Here is a 16,069-nt window from a genome sequence, read left to right on the forward strand (position 1 = left end):
TGACCCACGTCACACCAAGGCGACGGGCCCGTCATCCCTGATACGGGCGTGCAGATGCATGTCGTGCCAGCCGTCCTCGTGGAGCAGCGCACTCCGCTTCGTGCCCTCCGGTGTGAAGCCCGTCTTCAGGGCCACGCGGCAGGACGCCTCGTTGGCCGTCGAATGGGTCAGCTCCAGGCGGTGCAGGCCCACTTCGTCGAAGGCCCAGTCCGTGAGCGTGGCGACGGCGCGGGGGGCGACGCCGCGGCCGCGTGCCGACGGCATCGTCCAGTACGCGACCTCCGCCTGGCCGTCGCCGAGGACGATGCACCGCAGGGCGACCCGGCCGACGACCTCGCCGGTGTCGGCGTCGGCGACCGCCCAGTACGCGTCGCGCTCGTCCGCCCAGGCCCTGCGCCAGCCCTCTATCCAACCCCGCACCTCGCTCTCGGAGTCGGCCACGCGCGCGTGCCAGCGCTGCATCACCGGGTCCTGGAACGCCTCGTACACGGCGGGCGCGTCCTCCGTCTCCCAGGGACGGACGACCAGGCCGCCCCCCGCGACGGGAAGCGTCGGCTGCGGACGGCGGGCGAGCGTGCCGGCCGCGACGATGTCGGAGATCTTGAAAGGCATGGGCGCATCGTGCCAGCGGGGCCCAGGTGGCGGCAGTGGATTTCCGGGGCGCACATGAGCCCCCGGGTCCCGCACCCGCGCGCCCCGCACACCATCCGCCCCCACAGCCCCACGAACGCACCCCGTCACCACCGCCCGCCCCGTGACCTGCGCCGTCCTCCCCCGGTGCGCCGCCCCGTACGCTGACCCCCTGATGACACGCAAGCCCCGCATCCCGCCCGCCCCGCTCCCCCAGCGCGACGGCGTCGACCCCACCCGGGTCAGACTGCCGGCCGACGGAGCGTGGCCCACCGTGCGCGACCACCTGGTGGAGCGGCTCGCGGCCGGGCCGGGTGTCGTCGACGCGATGCTGCGGGACGGCAGGATCGTCGGCGCGGACGGCACACCGGTGCCCGCCGACGCGCCCTACGCGCCGGGAGCCTTCGTCTGGTTCCACCGGGACCTCCGCCCGGAGGTCCCCGTGCCGTTCGCCCTCGACGTCGTCCACCGCGACGAGCACATCGTCGTCGTCGACAAGCCGCACTTCCTCGCGACGATGCCGCGCGGCAGCCACGTCACCCAGACCGCCCTCGCCCGGCTGCGCAAGGAACTCGGCATCCCGACGCTCGGCGCCGCGCACCGCCTGGACCGGCTGACCGCCGGACTGCTCCTGTTCACCGTGCGGCCCGAGGAACGCGGCGCGTACCAGACGCTGTTCAGCGAGCGCCGCGTGCAGAAGGAGTACGAGGCCGTGGCCCCGTACGACCCGGACGTGCCGCTCCCGCGGACCGTACGCAGCCACATCGTCAAGGAGCGCGGGATCATCGCGGCGTACGAGGTGGCGGGCGCGCCGCCGAACAGCGAGAGCCGGATCGAGCTCGTCGAGCACCGCGCCGGTCTCGGCCGCTACCGCCTCACCCCGCACACCGGCCGCACCCACCAACTCCGCGTCCACATGAACGCGTTGGGCCTGCCGATCCTCGGCGACCCGGTCTATCCCGTGGTGGCCGGACCCGTGCCGCCGGACGACTTCCGGCGGCCCCTGCAACTCCTGGCGCGCGTCCTGGAGTTCACGGATCCGGTCACGGGCGTCGCGCACCGCTTCGTCAGCGGGCGGACACTGGGCTCCTGGGCCGCGTACGACACCTGGGCGCGGTAGCAGCCGTCAGTAGCCGCGCCACCAGGTGAGGAAGCGCTGCCAGGCGCCCTTGGGCCGGGCGGCTTCGGGGCTCGCGGCCTGGGCGGCGGCCGCCGACTGTGCGACCGGGGCGGCGGTCTCCGGCCTGCGCGGCGGCGGGGACGACACCTGCCAGTCCCTGCGCGGCGTCGGCACCTGCGCCGAGGGGCGGGCGGTCACGTCCTGCGGGGGCCGCGGCGCGAACTTGACCGGCAGCTCCACCAGATGCCGGGACATGATCGTCGACGTCCACCGCAACTCGCTCTCGTCGATGTCCAGTTCGACGTCCGGCAGCCGCATCAGGAGCGCGTCGACACCCGTGTCCGCGATGGCGCGGCCGATGTCCTGGCCCGGGCATTCGTGCGGCCCGCCGCCGAACGCGAGGTGCGAGCGGTTGCCCTGCATGTTGGCGGCGAGATCGGGCCGTACGACCGGATCGACGTTGCCCGGCGCGATGCCCATGATCAGGCCGTCACCCGCCCGGATCCGCTGCCCGCCGAGCTGGGTGTCCTGCTTGGCGAAGTAACCGATCATCGCGCTGAACGGCGGCTCGTCCCACAGGGACTGCTCGACCGCCTCGGGGACCGTCATCTGGCCGCCGCTGAGCTGGGCGCGGAAGCGCGGGTCGGTGAGGACCATCCGCAGGACGTTCGCGATGAGGTTGGCGGTGGCCTCGTACGCGGCGATGAGCACCAGGCGCAGGTGGGCGCCGACCTCGTCGTCGGTGAGCTGCGCGGGATGCGCGATGAGGTTGCTGGTGAAGTCCTCCTCGGGGTTGGCGCGGCGCCGCGCCACGAGCCCCATCAGGACCTCCATCACGTACGCGTTGCTGGCGATGGCGGTGTCGGTGCCCTTGATCATGTCGCGGGCGGACTGCACCATGCGCTCGTTGTACTCCTCGGGCATGCCGAGGACGTGGCACATCACCATCATCGGCAGGTGCTCGGCGAACCGGCTGACGAGGTCGGCGCGGCCGTCCTGGCAGAAGTCGTTGAGGAGGTGGTTGGTGTAGCGGTTGATGTAGCGGCGGATGCCGCGGTGGTCGATGCCCGACATGGCGCCGGTGACCGCGCCGCGCAGCCGCTGGTGCTCGTCGCCCTCGACGAAGCTGCACATCGGCTGCCAGGTGAAGACGGGCGCGAGCGGGTGGTCGAGCCCCGCCGAGCCGTCCTGCACCGCTCGCCAGCGGCGCGAGTCACGCGTGTACTGCGAGGGGGTCCGCACCATGTGGAGGTTCTCGCTGTGGCCGAGCACCGCCCACATCGGCACGTCGTTGTGGATCAGCACGGGCGCCACCGCGCCGTGCTCGGCGCGCAGCTTCTCGTACAGGCCCGCGAGGTCGGCGTCCGCCTCGGGGCCGTACAGCCTGCGCAGGCCGCCGGGGCCGAGGCCGTGGGCGGGACAGCCGACGGGCGGCCCGGCGGTCGGGTCGTCGGTGCCGGGCCAGGAGGGGGAGGCAGGAGTCGTCACGGTCGTCGCTCCGGGTTTCGCTGAAGGGTTCCGGGTTGCTGGATACGGGGTGCGGGCGCGGTCAGACGCGGGTCACCGTCAGGGAGTGGAGATAGCGCATCAGGGTCATCAGGACGTCCCGGCTCGACTCCCTGCGGCGGGCGTCGCACGCCATGATCGGCACGGCCGGTTCCAGGTCGAGCGCCCTGCGGAGCGTCTCGACCGGGTGGACGGGCGCGTCCGGGAAGTCGTTGACGGCCACGACGAACGGCACGCCGCGCTCCTCCAGACGGCCGATCACGTCGAAGCTGACTTCGAGGCGGCGGGTGTCGATGAGCACGACCGCGCCGAGCGCGCCTTCGAAGAGGCCGTTCCACAGGAACCAGAAGCGTTCCTGGCCGGGGGTGCCGAAGAGGTAGAGGACGAGCTCCTCGGAGATGCTGATGCGCCCGAAGTCCATCGCCACGGTGGTGGCCGTCTTGGACTCGGAGCCGTAGTTGTCGTCAACCCCGATGCCCGCCTGGGTCATGGTCTCCTCGGTGGTCAGCGGGCGGATCTCGCTGACCGAGCCGACCATCGTCGTCTTGCCGACCCCGAAGCCGCCCACGATCACGACCTTCACGGCGGCCGTGGCGGTGTGCGGCAGGACGTCCTCGCTGCGCGGGCCGGAGATCGTGTCGGTGGTCTCAGAGTTTCTGAAGTCCATGCATCACCGCTTCGAGGAGGGATCGGTCGGGGAGCGCGGAGCGGACGATGGGAGCGCGCGCCTGGACGAGGTCGGTCGCCAGTAACTCCGTCAGGACGACGGTCACGACGCTGAACGGCAGCGCCATGTAGGCCGAGAGCTCGGCGACGGACAGCGGGGTCGCGCACAGCCGCAGGATCGCGGAGTGCTCCGGCTGGGCCATGGGCGACGCCTCGCCCTGCGCGACGATCAGGGTGACGAGGTCGAGCGGGGCCCGCTCGGAGTCCTCGCCGGTGAGGATGTACAGCCGCTCCGGGTTCTCGGGGCCGCGGCGCTCCCGCTGCGGGGGCGTGCCGTGGTCCGGCGGGTCCGCGCCCCGCTCCGAGCCGTGGGAGGAGTCTTGCGGAGGAGTCATACGGCCTGCCCGTCACGCCTGGGCGGACTCGTCAGGTGTGCCCCGATGCGGACGACGAGGTCGCGCATGCGGGTGCCGATGAGGCCCGCGTCGACGGTCTCGTCGGCGAGCACGGCGAGGTAGGCGCCCGCGCCCGCTGCCATCAGGTAGAAGTAGCCGCCGTTGATCTCGATGATGACCATCTTCATGCCGCCGTCGCTGTGCGGGATCTCGGTGGCGACGGCGGCGGCGAGGGACTGCAGCCCCGCGCAGGCCGCGGCGATGCGGTCGGCCGCGTCGGGGTCGCCGCCGTAGCGCGCGATGCGCAGGCCGTCGGCGGAGAGCACCACGATCTGCCGGGTCTGCGGCACCCCGTCGGCGAGTTCCTTCAGCATCCAGTCGAAGTTGGCGCGTTGCTGGATCACTGCCAGTCCCTCTCGTCGGCGCTGCCGTGGTTGTTCTGCGGGGGCACCGGGTCGGAGCCGTCCTGCTGGTTCTCTCCCTTGACGCCCTTCATGAACGCCTCGATCCACAGGCCCGGTTCGGGCTCGTCCCGCTTGGGCGCGGGCGGGGGCGGCGCGGTGGCGGCGGCGTGGGCCTCGGCGATCCGCTGGGCCTCGGCCTCCTGGGCGTACCGCTCCTTGAGGGAGATCTTGACGCGGCTGCGGCGCTGCGGCAGGCCGCCGGAGGTCCACTCGGTGACCTCGGGGACGTCGTCCTCCACGGTCGCGGTCGCGGTGAGCGGGGAGCGCAGCGGCGGGCCCGCGGTGACGACGCGCGGCTTCTTGCGGCGGATGTTGCGGGCGGGCTCCTCGATGGTCCGTCCGGCGTTGTCCACGCGCGGCACGGCGGAGGCGCCGATGCCGTGGGCGAGGCCGGGCGCGGGCCCGGTGGTCATCATCTCGCGCGGCACGATGAGCACCGCGCGGACCCCGCCGTACGCGGACTGCCGCAGGGAGACCTGGAGGTTGTACATCTGCGAGAGGCGGCCGACGACGGCCATGCCGAGGCGGGGCGTCTCACCGAGGTCGTTGAGGTCGATGCCGGCCTGTGCCTGGGCCAGCATGCGCTCGGCCCGGGCCCGCGCCTCTTCGCTGAGGCTGACGCCGCCGTCCTCGATCTCGACGGCGATGCCGGTCTGCACCTCGACGGCGGTGACGTGCACCTTGGTCTGCGGGGGCGAGTACCGGGTGGCGTTGTCGAGGAGTTCGGCACAGGCGTGGATGAGGGGCTCGACGGACGTGCCGTGGATGGCGACGTCGGCGATGGAGTGCAGTTCGACGCGCGGGTAGTCGAGGATCCGGGACATCGCGCCGCGCAGCACGCTGAACAGCGGTACGGGCTTGGGCCACTGGCGGCCGGGGCGGGCACCGCCGAGCACCGCGATGGAGTCGGCGAGCCGGCCGATCAGGGCGGTGCCGTGGTCGATGCGCAGGAGGTCGTCGAAGACCTCGGGGTTGCGGCCGTGGAACTCCTCCATCTCGCGCAGTTCGGCGGCCTGCTGGTGGACGATCGACTGGACGCGCCGGGCGATGTTCACGAAGGCGCGCTGCGCGGACTCGCGCATCGCTTCCTCGTGGTCCAGGGTGTCGAGGACGGAGCGGAGCAAGTCCCGCTGCGAGTCGGGGAGTTCGCGGTAGGCCTCGCTCTTGTCGACGACGTTGCGGATCACTTCCGCGGGCGCTTCGCCCTGCCGGAGCCGCCAGACGGCGTCGGGCAGGATCTCCCGGCCGAGGCGGACGGTCTCGTCGTCGTGGGATGCGATGCGCCGTTCGAGGTTGGCGAGTCGCTGTGCGTACTGCGTGCGCTGCCTCCGGACGGTCCGGCCGCGGCGTACCGCCTCGGCGCCGACCGCGACGACCATGAGGGTCGCGACGGCGCCGCACCAGCCGACGGCGGGCCTGGCCGGCGCCGCCACCGAGGCGACGGCGGCTCCGGTCGCCGCCGCCATCAGCATGGCGGGCAACAACAACACGCGCGCGTAAGGGACTTCTCGGCCACCGGGAGGCGATTGAACACTCACCATGTATGCCCTCTGAACACTCGTCTTGGGGGATATGACGTCTTCGGACGATGACGGAACATGTTTTCGGGGATGACGAAACGAACTAACGGAAGATTTGGGAACAAGCGCGCGAATGTATCGCAACTCGTTTCAACTCGCCGCGCTCCGGGCGAGCTTAGTCCGCCGAAATCATCGCCGAGTCATATTCGGCAACCCCCTGCAAAGGGCTCGCCGAGGGGCATACACTCTCCCCTTTTGCACGCCTCGCAACCCTTCGAACACATGGAGTAACGTCGGAAGGGCATACGGAACGGGCGCGTCCGACGACCGGTCGGTCGAGGAACGCGCCCGTGTTCAGCCGATGCCGCTGTCTCAGCCCACCGAGCTGTACGCCACGACACCGCGCAGGAGCTGGTCGACGGCCTTGCGGGCGTTCCTCGCGACCGTGCTGCCCTCGCGCGGCGCCGCCGCGGAGATCTGGCCGAGGACGTCGATGACCTGCTTGCACCAGCGCACGAAGTCACCGGCCGGCATCTCGGCCTCGCGCAGCACCTCGTCGAGGCCCTTGTCGTTCGCCCACATGTACGCCGCCCAGGCGAAACCGAGGTCGGGCTCGCGCTGCCCCACACCCTCGGCCTGACTGATCTTGAACTCCTCCTCAAGACCGTCCAGGCGGCCCCAGATCCGCACCATCTCGCCCAGCGCCGCCTTCGCCGCCCCGGACGGCAGCTTGGGCGCGAGCGCGTCGTCACCGACCCGCGACTCGTACACCAACGCCGAGACGCACGCGGCCAGTTCCGCCGGGTTCAGCCCCTCCCACACGCGGGCGCGCAGGCATTCGCTGGCCAGCAGGTCCAGCTCGCCGTACAACCGGGCGAGCCGCTTGCCGTGCTCGGTGACCTCGTCACCGCGGAGGTAGTCGAGCTCGGTGAGGAGCGCGACGATGCGGTCGAAGGTGCGGGCGATGGTGTTCGTCCGCCCCTCGATGCGGCGCTCCAGCTGCGCGGTGTCGCGCTTGAGGCGGTGGTACCGCTCGGCCCAGCGGGCGTGGTCCTCGCGCTCGTCGCAGCCGTGGCAGGGGTGGGCGCGCAGCTCGGTGCGCAGCCGTGCGATCTCCTGGTCGTCCGCGGCCGCCGCGCGCCCCTTGCGGTGCCGGTCGGGGACGATGTGCCCGGCCTTGGTGCGCAGCGCGGACGCCAGGTCGCGGCGGGACTGCGGCGAGCGGGCGTTGAACGACTTGGGGATGCGCATGCGCTCCAGGGCCTCGACGGGCACCGGGAAGTCCATCGACGCGAGCCGCTTGACCTGCCGCTCGGCGGTGAGCACCAGCGGGCGCGGCCCGTCCACGTGGTCGAAGCCGCGGTGGCCGTTGGCCCGCCCGGCGGGCAGGCCCGGGTCGAGGACGAGCGCGAGGCCCGCGTACTTCCCCGTGGGGACGTGGATGACGTCCCCCGGCTTCAGCTTCTCCAGCGCGGCGGCGGCAGCGGCCCTGCGCTGGGCGGCGCCCTGCTTGGCGAGCTCCGTCTCGCGGTCCTTCAGCTGGCGGCGCAGCCGCGCGTACTCCTCGAAGTCGCCCAGGTGGCAGGTCATGGAGGCTTTGTAGCCCTCCAGGCCCTCTTCGTTCTTCTGCACCTGACGGGAGATCCCGACGACCGACTTGTCGGCCTGGAACTGCGCGAAGGACGTCTCCAGGAGCTCGCGCGAGCGGTGCCGCCCGAACTGCTCGACCAGGTTCACCGCCATGTTGTACGACGGCTTGAAGCTGGAGCGGAGCGGATACGTGCGGGTGCCCGCGAGGCCCGCCAGGTGCTCGGGGCTCATGGCGCGCTGCCAGAGCACCACCGCGTGGCCCTCCACGTCGATGCCGCGGCGCCCGGCACGACCGGTCAGCTGTGTGTACTCGCCCGGGGTGATGTCGGCGTGCTGCTCGCCGTTCCACTTGACGAGCTTCTCCAGGACCACGCTGCGCGCGGGCATGTTGATGCCGAGCGCGAGGGTCTCGGTGGCGAAGACGGCCTTGACGAGGCCGCGCACGAACAGCTCCTCGACGACCTCCTTGAAGGTGGGCAGCATGCCCGCGTGGTGCGCCGCGATGCCGCGCTCCAGCCCCTCCAGCCATTCGTAGTAGCCGAGGACGTGGAGGTCCTCGTTCGGAATGGAGGCCGTGCGCTCCTCGACGATCTCGCGGACCGTCATCCGCGCCTCGTCGTCGTTCAGCCGGAGGCCCGCGTACAGACACTGCTGCACCGCGGCCTCGCAGGCCGCGCGGCTGAAGATGAACGTGATCGCGGGCAGCAGGCCCTCGGCGTCGAGCCGCTCGATGACCTCGGGGCGGCCCGGCGTCCAGATCCGCGACCGCTGGCGGCGCTCCCGCTCGCGGTCGGCCTCGCGGATCATCTTGCCCTTGCGGCGGTCGCGCGGGTTGTACGAGCGGCTGGCCTCCATGCGCGCCATGCGTGTGAGGTCCGGATTGACCGCCTTCTTGTGGCCCTCGCCCTCCTCGAAGAGGTCGTACATCCGGCGCCCGGCCAGCACGTGCTGGAAGAGCGGCACGGGCCGGTGCTCGGAGACGATCACTTCGGTGTCGCCGCGGACGGTGTCGAGCCAGTCGCCGAACTCCTCCGCGTTCGACACGGTGGCCGACAGGGAGACCAGCGTCACCGACTCCTGGAGGTGGATGATCACTTCCTCCCAGACGGCGCCACGGAAGCGGTCCGAGAGGTAGTGCACCTCGTCCATGACCACATAGCCGAGGTTCAGCAGCGACTGCGAGCCCGAATACAGCATGTTCCGCAGGACTTCGGTGGTCATGACGACCACCGGGGCGTCGCTGTTGACGCTGTTGTCGCCGGTGAGCAGGCCGACCTTGTCCGCGCCGTATCTCTTGGAGAGGTCGGCGTACTTCTGGTTGGAGAGCGCCTTGATGGGCGTGGTGTAGAAGCACTTCTTGCCCTGGCGGAGCGCGAGGTGCACGGCGAACTCGCCGACGATCGTCTTGCCCGAGCCCGTGGGGGCGGCCACGAGCACGCCCTTGCCCGCCTCCAGCGCCTGGCAGGCCTCGATCTGGAAGGGGTCGAGGCCGAATTCGTACATCTCGCGGAAGGACGCGAGCGCGGTGGCCTGCTCGGCAGCGCGCTTGCGCGCCGCCGCATACCGCTCGGCCGGTGAGAGGTCCTCTGTCATCGTGCTTTCGAGACTACCGGCCACCACTGACAACGGACGATCATTATCGTCGGCTCACGGGGCCAGGACCCGCACCGCCCCCGGCACGCACTCCGCGGTCAGCGGCAGCGCGCCCAGCGGCTCCCCGTCCGCGTAACCGGTGACACCGGGCGCGGCGAGCTCGACCCTGGCCGCGCGGTGCACGGTGACCTTCGGATGGTCGAGGTGCGTGCCCTTGTAGACCCGCGGGAAGACCTTGAGCAGCGTCGTACGGCTGCAGGCCCCCACCACCGTGACGTCGAAGAGACCGTCGCCCATGTCGGCGCCGGCGCAGATCCGCATGCCGCCGCCGTACGACGGTCCGTTGCCGACCGCGACCAGCGTGGCCTCCACCTCGTGGACGTCCCCGCCGTCCAGGGTGACGCGGTACGGGATCGGCTTGAGGGCGGCCAGCTCGGCGACCATCGCGAGGTCGTACTTGAAGCGCCCCGTGGGCCACCGCATCCGGTTGCCCCGGTCGTTGACGCGCGAGTCGAAGCCCGAGGCGAGCACCGTCCCGAACCAGGTCCCGCCGGCCCTGCCCAGGTCGACGTCGCGGGTGCGCGCCCCCTTGAGCGCCTCGGCCACGGTCTCCCCCGCGGCGGCGGGGTCGCGCACCGGGAGGCCGAGGGCCCGCGCGAAGTCGTTGCCGGTCCCGACCGCGATCACCCCGAGCGGGGTGCGCGTCCCGGCGACGGCTTGGAGCGCGAGGCTCGCCATGCCGTCGCCGCCGACGGCTATCAGCGCCCCCGTGCCGCCGTCGACCGCCTCGCGGGCCCGCCGCAGCGCGTCGGGGGCGTCCTCACCGATGACCGTTCGCACGGAGAAGCCGCGGGCCCGCAACGCGGAAGCGGCCGGCTGCGCCGCGTGGGCGCCCCGGCCGCGGCCCGCGGTGGGATTGACGAAGAGGGTGATCTCGCTGGTCACGGCCGGACCCTACAAGGTCAGGTCACGTCGTCGAAACCGTTCACACGATGATCGGCCCGGCCGGTGCCCGCCTGCTCCGGCAGCGCCTGCGGCGACCGCACCGATTCGACCTCGCCGACGGCCTCTGGCGTGAGGTCGATGTCGGAGGCCTCGTCGTCGTCGAGCTCGGCGTCCGGGTCGTTGCGACGGCGGCGCGCGTCGTTCAGGAACGAGATGCCGACGGCCATGAAGTAGAGGACGACGATCGGTCCCGCGAGCGCGATCATGCCGACGGGGTCGGTGGTCGGGGTCGCCACGGCGCCGAAGATGAAGACGCCCATGACCACGCCGCGCCACCACGTGAGCATGCGGCGGCCGGTCACCATCCCCGTCATGTTGAGCATCACCAGGAGCAGCGGCAGCTCGAAGGAGATGCCGAAGACGAGGACCATCCTGACGGTGAAGTCGAGGATCTTGTCCATCGCGAGGAGGTTCTCGGCCTGGTCGGGCGTGATGCTGATCAGGACCCGCATGCTGACCGGCATGATCGTGTACGCCAGCCAGGCGCCCCCGAAGAAGAGCGGCACGGCGGCGGAGACGAACCAGTAGGTGTACTTCCGCTCGTGCTTGTGCAGGCCGGGCGCGACGAACGCCCACAGCTGGTACAGCCAGACCGGGCTCGACACGATGATGCCGACCATGAGGCTGACCTTCACCGTGGTGGTGAAGGGCGACAGCAGGTCGTTGAACGTCACCTTCGCGCAGTGGCCGCCCGTCGGGTCCATGCCCGGCTTGCAGCGCGGCACCGGATCAGCCAGGAACTCCATCAGGTCCTGGCTGTAGAAAGCCGCCACGATCGATACGACCGTGATGGCGAGGAGCCCCTTCGCGAGCCGGTTGCGGAGCTCGCGCAGGTGCTCCGCGAGGGACATCCGCCCCTCGGGGTCCTTCTCCTTCTTGCGGGCAGACTTGAGCAACCCACGTCCTCATCTCGTGCGGCAGGCCGGCCGTCGTCGCCGGCCTTGGATCAGCGCTGCGTCGTGCGGTCGGTCGGCTCGGTGACCGGGCGCGAGCTGGTCACGTCGCCGGGGGCAGCCTGGATCGTGCGCTTCTGGAGGGCGGGGTCGCTCGGCGGGTCGGCCGGGGCGGCGGTGTCGTCCTTGCCCTCGGACTTCATGGCCTTGGCCTCGCTCTTGAGGATGCGGGCCGACTTGCCGAGGGAGCGCGCCATGTCGGGCAGCTTCTTGGCTCCGAACAGCAGGACGATGATGACGAGGATGAGAATGATCTCGGTGGGGCCGAGCCTACCCATAGCTGTATACCTTCTTCACCGAGGCGACAGGAGTCTGGTTGCCCGGCAGACCGGACATACATCCGATCTCCCGCGCTGACAGCGATCGTAACCCCCCGGGGTAAACGCTCGGCAATCCCCGCGCATACTCCGAGTGCGGCCCCCGCCTCGATCCCGGGCCGTGTCCGCAGCGTACCCGCCCCTCTCGGGGAGTTGACAGGTCGCGAACCCTAAAGAACCCCTCGTCCCGCATCGGCCACACGGGCCGCGGCCTTCTCCAGGTCCTCCGCGGCCCGGTTGATCTTCCCTGTGGTCTCGGTCACCTGACGCGCGAGGCGCTGCGCCTCCACGAAGACCCTGACCGCCAGTACGCCGAGGACGGCGAGGCCCAAGAAGCCCGCCGCGATCGCGAGCATCGCCCAGAACATGCGCCGAGCCTAGACGGTCGAGTGCAGACGCAGCGTCCGCACCCCGCCGCGGGTGAGGAGTTCGACGATGCGCTCCCCCGCGGGCTTGCGCACCGCGGCCCCGCACTCGGGGCAGGTGAAGGAGTAGAAGGTGGTGCGGCGGCTGGCGCCGATCGCGAGCCGCAGCGCCCCGGCGGAGAGCTCGAAGCGTGCGCGGCAGTCCGGGCAGGCGGCCGTGAAGAAGACGGGGGCGGGCCGCGGCTGCGCCGGCACCCCGGGCAGCCCGGACATCGTCGGTGTGCTCAACGCCCTTGCTCCTGACTGTCGTGGTCCCTCTCGTACGCCGCGACGTCCCTCTCGTACGTCTCGACGCCCTTGTCGTACGTCTCGACATCCCTGTCGTACGCCTCGAGGGCTTCCCGTGCCGCCTGCCGTGCGCTCTCCGCGAGCTGCGCCGGGGAGACGATCCGGCCGTCCCTGCCGAGCCGCAGCGCGAGCCGGCGCAGCGAGGCGGGCTCGGGGGTGCGCAGCGTGATCCGCAGACCGCCGTCGGGCAGCTCCTCGGCGCTGTCGTGCGGGTAGTACTCGGCGACCCAGCGACCGCCGGGTCCCACCTCGACGACGACCTCCGGGTCCTCGGCGGCGGGCTGCACGAGGCCTTCGGAGAGGTCGCGCAGCTCCACCTCGGGCGGCGCGGACGGCTCGTCGAGGATCTTGATCTCGGCGACGCGGTCGAGGCGGAAGGTGCGCCGCGCCTCGGAGCGCCTGCACCACGCCTCCACATAGGTGTGGCCGACGCTCACCAGGCGGATCGGGTCGATCTCGCGCTCGGTGACCTCGTCGCGGGCGGGTGAGTAGTAGCGGATCCAGAGCCTGCGGCGCTCGGAGATGGCCCGGTCGACGTCGGCGAAGACGCCGCCCTCGGACTCGAAGGTCACCGAGAGGCGCGAGCTGGCGCCCGCCGCCTCGCCCGCCGCGGTCTCCAGCTTCGCGGTGGCGCGCAGCAGCGCGAGGCGGTCGCTCTCGCGCAGGCCGGGCAGCGTGGCCACGGCGCGGGCGGCGACGAGCAGGGCGGTCGCCTCGTCGGCGGCGAGCCGCAGCGGGGCCGCGACGTCGTCGGGGTTGTGCCACCAGATGCGGTCGCCGTCGGTGTCGATGTCGAGGAGGTCGCCGCCGCGGAAGCTGGTCCCGCACATCGGCAGCACGTCGAGGTCGGAGATCAGCTCGTCGGTGGTGATGCCGAAGGCGCGGGCGACGTCGCCGACGTGGGCGCCGGGGCGCTCGCGCAGATAGGTCACCAGCGACAGCATCCGCCGCGTCTGGTCGATGGCGTTCGAGGCCATTGGTCTTCCGTTCCCCTCAGCCCTTGGCCACGGCGCGCAGCCGGTCCACGACGTCGGCCCGCAGCTCGGCGGGCTCCAGGACCACCACGTCGGGCCCGAACTCCACCAGCCAGGCATCCAGCCCGTGGCCGTACGGAATCTCCAACTCCGCCCAGCCGTCGCCCAGTTCCCGCACGGCGACGGCCTTGGCCCGCAGCGGGTAGCCGGCGTCCGTGCGCAGCCGGATCAGAGCGGTGCGGTCGGCGGTCTCCCCCGCCCAGCTTGCGACAGTCTCACGGACCGTGACGACGTCCGGGACGTCCGCCGTGTACTTCCCCGCGCGGGCGCGCACCTTTCCGGTGATCCGGGAGAGCCGGAAGACCCGCTCGGCACCCCGGTCGCGGTCCCAGCCCGCGAGGTACCAGTGGCCGCGCCAGCACTCCAGCGCCCAGGGCTCCACGTGCCGCTGCTCGGGGCGGGCGGCGGTGGCCTTGCGGTAGTCGAAGACGACGGGACGGCGGTCCCGGCAGGCGAGCATCAGCGGCTCGAAGGCCGCCTCGTGCGCGGGGATCCTGGGCTCCAGGGCGCTGTGCGCACCGTACGGGTCCACGCCCTCGGGCAGGCCCGCGGCGCGCAGCTTCTGCAGGGCACCGCTGGCGGCGCCGGCGAGCCTGGCCTGCTGCCAGACCTTGGCGGCCAGGCCGAGGGCCGCGGCCTCCTCGGCGTCGAGAGTGATGGGCGGCAGGCGGTTGCTGTCGCGGCGTGCGAGGTAGCCGACCTCGCCCTCGAGGTTCTCCACGGTCTCGATGACCAGGCCCAGCTCGCGCAGATCGTCCTTGTCGCGCTCGAACATCCGGTTGAAGGAGTCGTCGGATCCGGCCGCCCGGCCTCCCGCCCCTGAGGCCTCGACGTACGCCTCGATGGAGTCCCGAAGCTCGCGCTTGCTGAGCGGCCGCCGGGTCCCGAGCAGGCACAGCGCAAGATTCATCAGCCGCTCGGCCTTGGCAATGGCCATCGACGCCCTTTCTCGGCTGTTCAGATTGTGCTTCCGACCGATGACCGTACCGCCCCGGGGTGTCGGGGCAAAAGCCGAGGGCCCATGCCGGACAGGCATGGACCCTCGGCGAAAGGATCAGGTCAAGGACGTCCTCAGACGGAGACCAGGTCGCAGACGAAGATCAGCGTCTCGCCCGGGGCGATGCGGCCGCCGCCGGCACCGCGGTCGCCGTACGCCAGGTGGGCCGGGATGGTCAGCTCGCGCCGGCCGCCGACCTTCATGCCCTGCACGCCCTGGTCCCAGCCGGAGATGACCTGGCCGGCGCCCAGCTGGAACTCCAGCGGGTTGCCGCGGTTCCAGCTCGCGTCGAACTCCTCGCCCGTGCTGAAGGCCACGCCCACGTAGTGGACCTTGACGAAGTCGCCCGCCTTGGCGACCGGCCCGTCACCCTCCCAGATGTCCTTGATCTGCAGATCGGCCGGCGGCTCGCCGACAGGGAAGTCGACCTCGGGCTTGTCAATGCTCACGAAAATGCTCCTGCTTGATACGAAAGGTCAGCTCGGACAGTCTTACATCCCCGAGGGCTCAGGCCTTCGCGAGGATGTCCACGCAGAAGACCAGCGTGGAGTCCTTCTTGATCGAGCTGCCCTGCGGCGGCTGGTCGCCGTACCCCAGCTCCGGCGGGATCACGATGAGGACGCGGCTGCCGACCTTCTTGCCCGTCAGGCCCTGCGCCCAGCCCTTGACGACCTGCGCCAGCTGGAACTGGGCGAGCTGACCGCTCTTGTACGAGGAGTCGAACTCCTTGCCGTCGGCCCAGAGCACACCCTTGTACTGGCACAGGAGGCTGTCGGTCTCCTTGACCTTGTCGCCGTCGCCCTCCAGGACGTACGAAGCGACGAGCTTCTTGGGGGCGTCGGTCTTCGGGACGTCGATCGAGGGGGCCTTGCCGTCGGTGTTCGTGCCGACCTTGGGCAGGTCCTTGTTGGACTGCGCGACCTCCTTGCCCTCCACCGAGCTCTTGGAGTTGAAGGTGCCGACGAGGTCGACGACGAACACCAGGGTGTCCGAGCCCTTGATGCCCGCCTGCTTGTTGCCCTCCTTGCCGTACCCCATCTTCGGCGGGATGGCGATCTCCACGCGGCTGTCGAGCTTCTTGCCGACGAGCGCCTGGTCCCAGCCCGGGATGACCTGGCCGACGCCGATCGGGAAGACCGTGGGATTGCCGCGGTCGTACGAGTTGTCGAAGACCTTGGCCGTCGCCCAGATCTGGCCGAGGTAGTTGGCCTGCAGATAGTCGCCCTTGGCCACCTTCTTGCCCTTGCCCTCGATCAGGGTCTTGACGGCGAGGTCCGAGGACGGCTGGCCCTTGCCCTTGGCGACGGTCGGCTTCTCGCCGAACTTGTCGCCCTTCGTGATCTCGGGCAGCGGCCCGTCCACGATCTTCGCGGTCGGCGGGGCCGACGTGGCGTTCGTCGGACTGTCGGTGGGCTTGGACTTGGCCTTGTCGGCCTTGTCGTCACCACAACCTGCCAGCGTGAGCAGGCCGGCCGGGACGGCAAGGAGAAGTGAGCGTCGGCGCACGGTGGGGGCCTCGTATCGGTCGATCTTGTGGGTTGGCGTGCGCGCAACTCTACGGCGTGA

17 protein-coding genes are annotated in these 16,069 nt (G+C 71.2%); 1 reads left to right on the forward strand and 16 read right to left on the reverse strand.

What is annotated here, in order from left to right; translation table 11 throughout:
• Positions 1-9 precede the first annotated feature (9 nt).
• Positions 10-612 (reverse strand): GNAT family N-acetyltransferase, encoded by a 603-nt coding sequence (locus ACH4D5_RS35515; RefSeq protein WP_398311179.1) that lies wholly within the window; start codon positions 610-612, stop codon positions 10-12.
• Positions 613-805: 193 nt separating this feature from the next.
• Here ACH4D5_RS35515 and ACH4D5_RS35520 point away from each other — a divergent pair, with 193 nt between their 5' ends.
• Positions 806-1,750 carry an RluA family pseudouridine synthase gene (locus tag ACH4D5_RS35520; RefSeq protein WP_398311182.1) on the forward strand — a complete coding sequence of 315 codons (945 nt, stop codon included), beginning with the start codon at positions 806-808 and terminating at the stop codon, positions 1,748-1,750.
• 6 nt (positions 1,751-1,756) lie between these two features.
• On the opposite strand, the gene ACH4D5_RS35525 is transcribed toward ACH4D5_RS35520, so the two are convergent.
• The 15 genes from ACH4D5_RS35525 to ACH4D5_RS35595 form a co-directional block, all read right to left on the reverse strand.
• Positions 1,757-3,238, reverse strand: coding sequence for a cytochrome P450 (locus tag ACH4D5_RS35525; protein WP_398311185.1), 1,482 nt, complete (start codon positions 3,236-3,238; stop codon positions 1,757-1,759).
• A 61-nt stretch (positions 3,239-3,299) separates the two neighbouring features.
• Positions 3,300-3,923 (reverse strand): GTP-binding protein, encoded by a 624-nt coding sequence (locus ACH4D5_RS35530; RefSeq protein WP_398311188.1) that lies wholly within the window; start codon positions 3,921-3,923, stop codon positions 3,300-3,302.
• A complete protein-coding gene (locus ACH4D5_RS35535; RefSeq protein WP_398311191.1) occupies positions 3,904-4,317 on the reverse strand; it encodes a DUF742 domain-containing protein in 414 nt (137 codons plus the stop codon). Before ACH4D5_RS35535 ends, ACH4D5_RS35530 begins: the two co-directional genes overlap by 20 nt.
• Entirely contained in the window at positions 4,314-4,721 is a 408-nt protein-coding gene (locus ACH4D5_RS35540; RefSeq protein WP_055556816.1) for a roadblock/LC7 domain-containing protein, read from the reverse strand. Before ACH4D5_RS35540 ends, ACH4D5_RS35535 begins: the two co-directional genes overlap by 4 nt.
• A complete protein-coding gene (locus tag ACH4D5_RS35545) occupies positions 4,718-6,322 on the reverse strand; it encodes an ATP-binding protein (protein ID WP_398311195.1) in 1,605 nt (534 codons plus the stop codon). Before ACH4D5_RS35545 ends, ACH4D5_RS35540 begins: the two co-directional genes overlap by 4 nt.
• Positions 6,323-6,673: 351 nt before the next feature.
• Positions 6,674-9,484 (reverse strand): DEAD/DEAH box helicase, encoded by a 2,811-nt coding sequence (locus ACH4D5_RS35550; protein WP_398311198.1) that lies wholly within the window; start codon positions 9,482-9,484, stop codon positions 6,674-6,676.
• Positions 9,485-9,538: 54 nt separating this feature from the next.
• Complete coding sequence (locus tag ACH4D5_RS35555) at positions 9,539-10,429, reverse strand: diacylglycerol kinase (RefSeq protein ID WP_398311201.1); 891 nt, start codon at positions 10,427-10,429, stop codon at positions 9,539-9,541.
• Between the two features lie 17 nt (positions 10,430-10,446).
• Complete coding sequence (gene tatC / locus ACH4D5_RS35560; protein ID WP_398311289.1) at positions 10,447-11,340, reverse strand: twin-arginine translocase subunit TatC; 894 nt, start codon at positions 11,338-11,340, stop codon at positions 10,447-10,449.
• Positions 11,341-11,435: 95 nt separating this feature from the next.
• Positions 11,436-11,720, reverse strand: a complete 285-nt coding sequence (tatA, locus tag ACH4D5_RS35565) for a Sec-independent protein translocase subunit TatA (RefSeq protein WP_398311204.1) — start codon at positions 11,718-11,720, stop codon at positions 11,436-11,438.
• 209 nt (positions 11,721-11,929) lie between these two features.
• On the reverse strand, positions 11,930-12,127 hold the full coding sequence (locus tag ACH4D5_RS35570) for a hypothetical protein (protein WP_398311207.1): 198 nt from the start codon (positions 12,125-12,127) through the stop codon (positions 11,930-11,932).
• A 9-nt stretch (positions 12,128-12,136) separates the two neighbouring features.
• A complete protein-coding gene (locus ACH4D5_RS35575) occupies positions 12,137-12,397 on the reverse strand; it encodes a hypothetical protein (RefSeq protein ID WP_362993733.1) in 261 nt (86 codons plus the stop codon).
• A gap of 11 nt (positions 12,398-12,408) precedes the next feature.
• Complete coding sequence (locus ACH4D5_RS35580) at positions 12,409-13,449, reverse strand: helix-turn-helix transcriptional regulator (RefSeq protein WP_398311210.1); 1,041 nt, start codon at positions 13,447-13,449, stop codon at positions 12,409-12,411.
• Between the two features lie 16 nt (positions 13,450-13,465).
• A complete protein-coding gene (locus ACH4D5_RS35585; protein WP_398311213.1) occupies positions 13,466-14,443 on the reverse strand; it encodes a helix-turn-helix transcriptional regulator in 978 nt (325 codons plus the stop codon).
• 134 nt (positions 14,444-14,577) lie between these two features.
• Positions 14,578-14,952, reverse strand: coding sequence for an FKBP-type peptidyl-prolyl cis-trans isomerase (locus tag ACH4D5_RS35590; protein WP_398311216.1), 375 nt, complete (start codon positions 14,950-14,952; stop codon positions 14,578-14,580).
• 58 nt (positions 14,953-15,010) lie between these two features.
• Entirely contained in the window at positions 15,011-16,009 is a 999-nt protein-coding gene (locus ACH4D5_RS35595; RefSeq protein WP_398311219.1) for an FKBP-type peptidyl-prolyl cis-trans isomerase, read from the reverse strand.
• Positions 16,010-16,069: the final 60 nt, after the last annotated feature.

The sequence above is a fragment of the Streptomyces sp. NPDC018029 genome, from assembly GCF_044327655.1.
Lineage (GTDB): Bacteria > Actinomycetota > Actinomycetes > Streptomycetales > Streptomycetaceae > Streptomyces.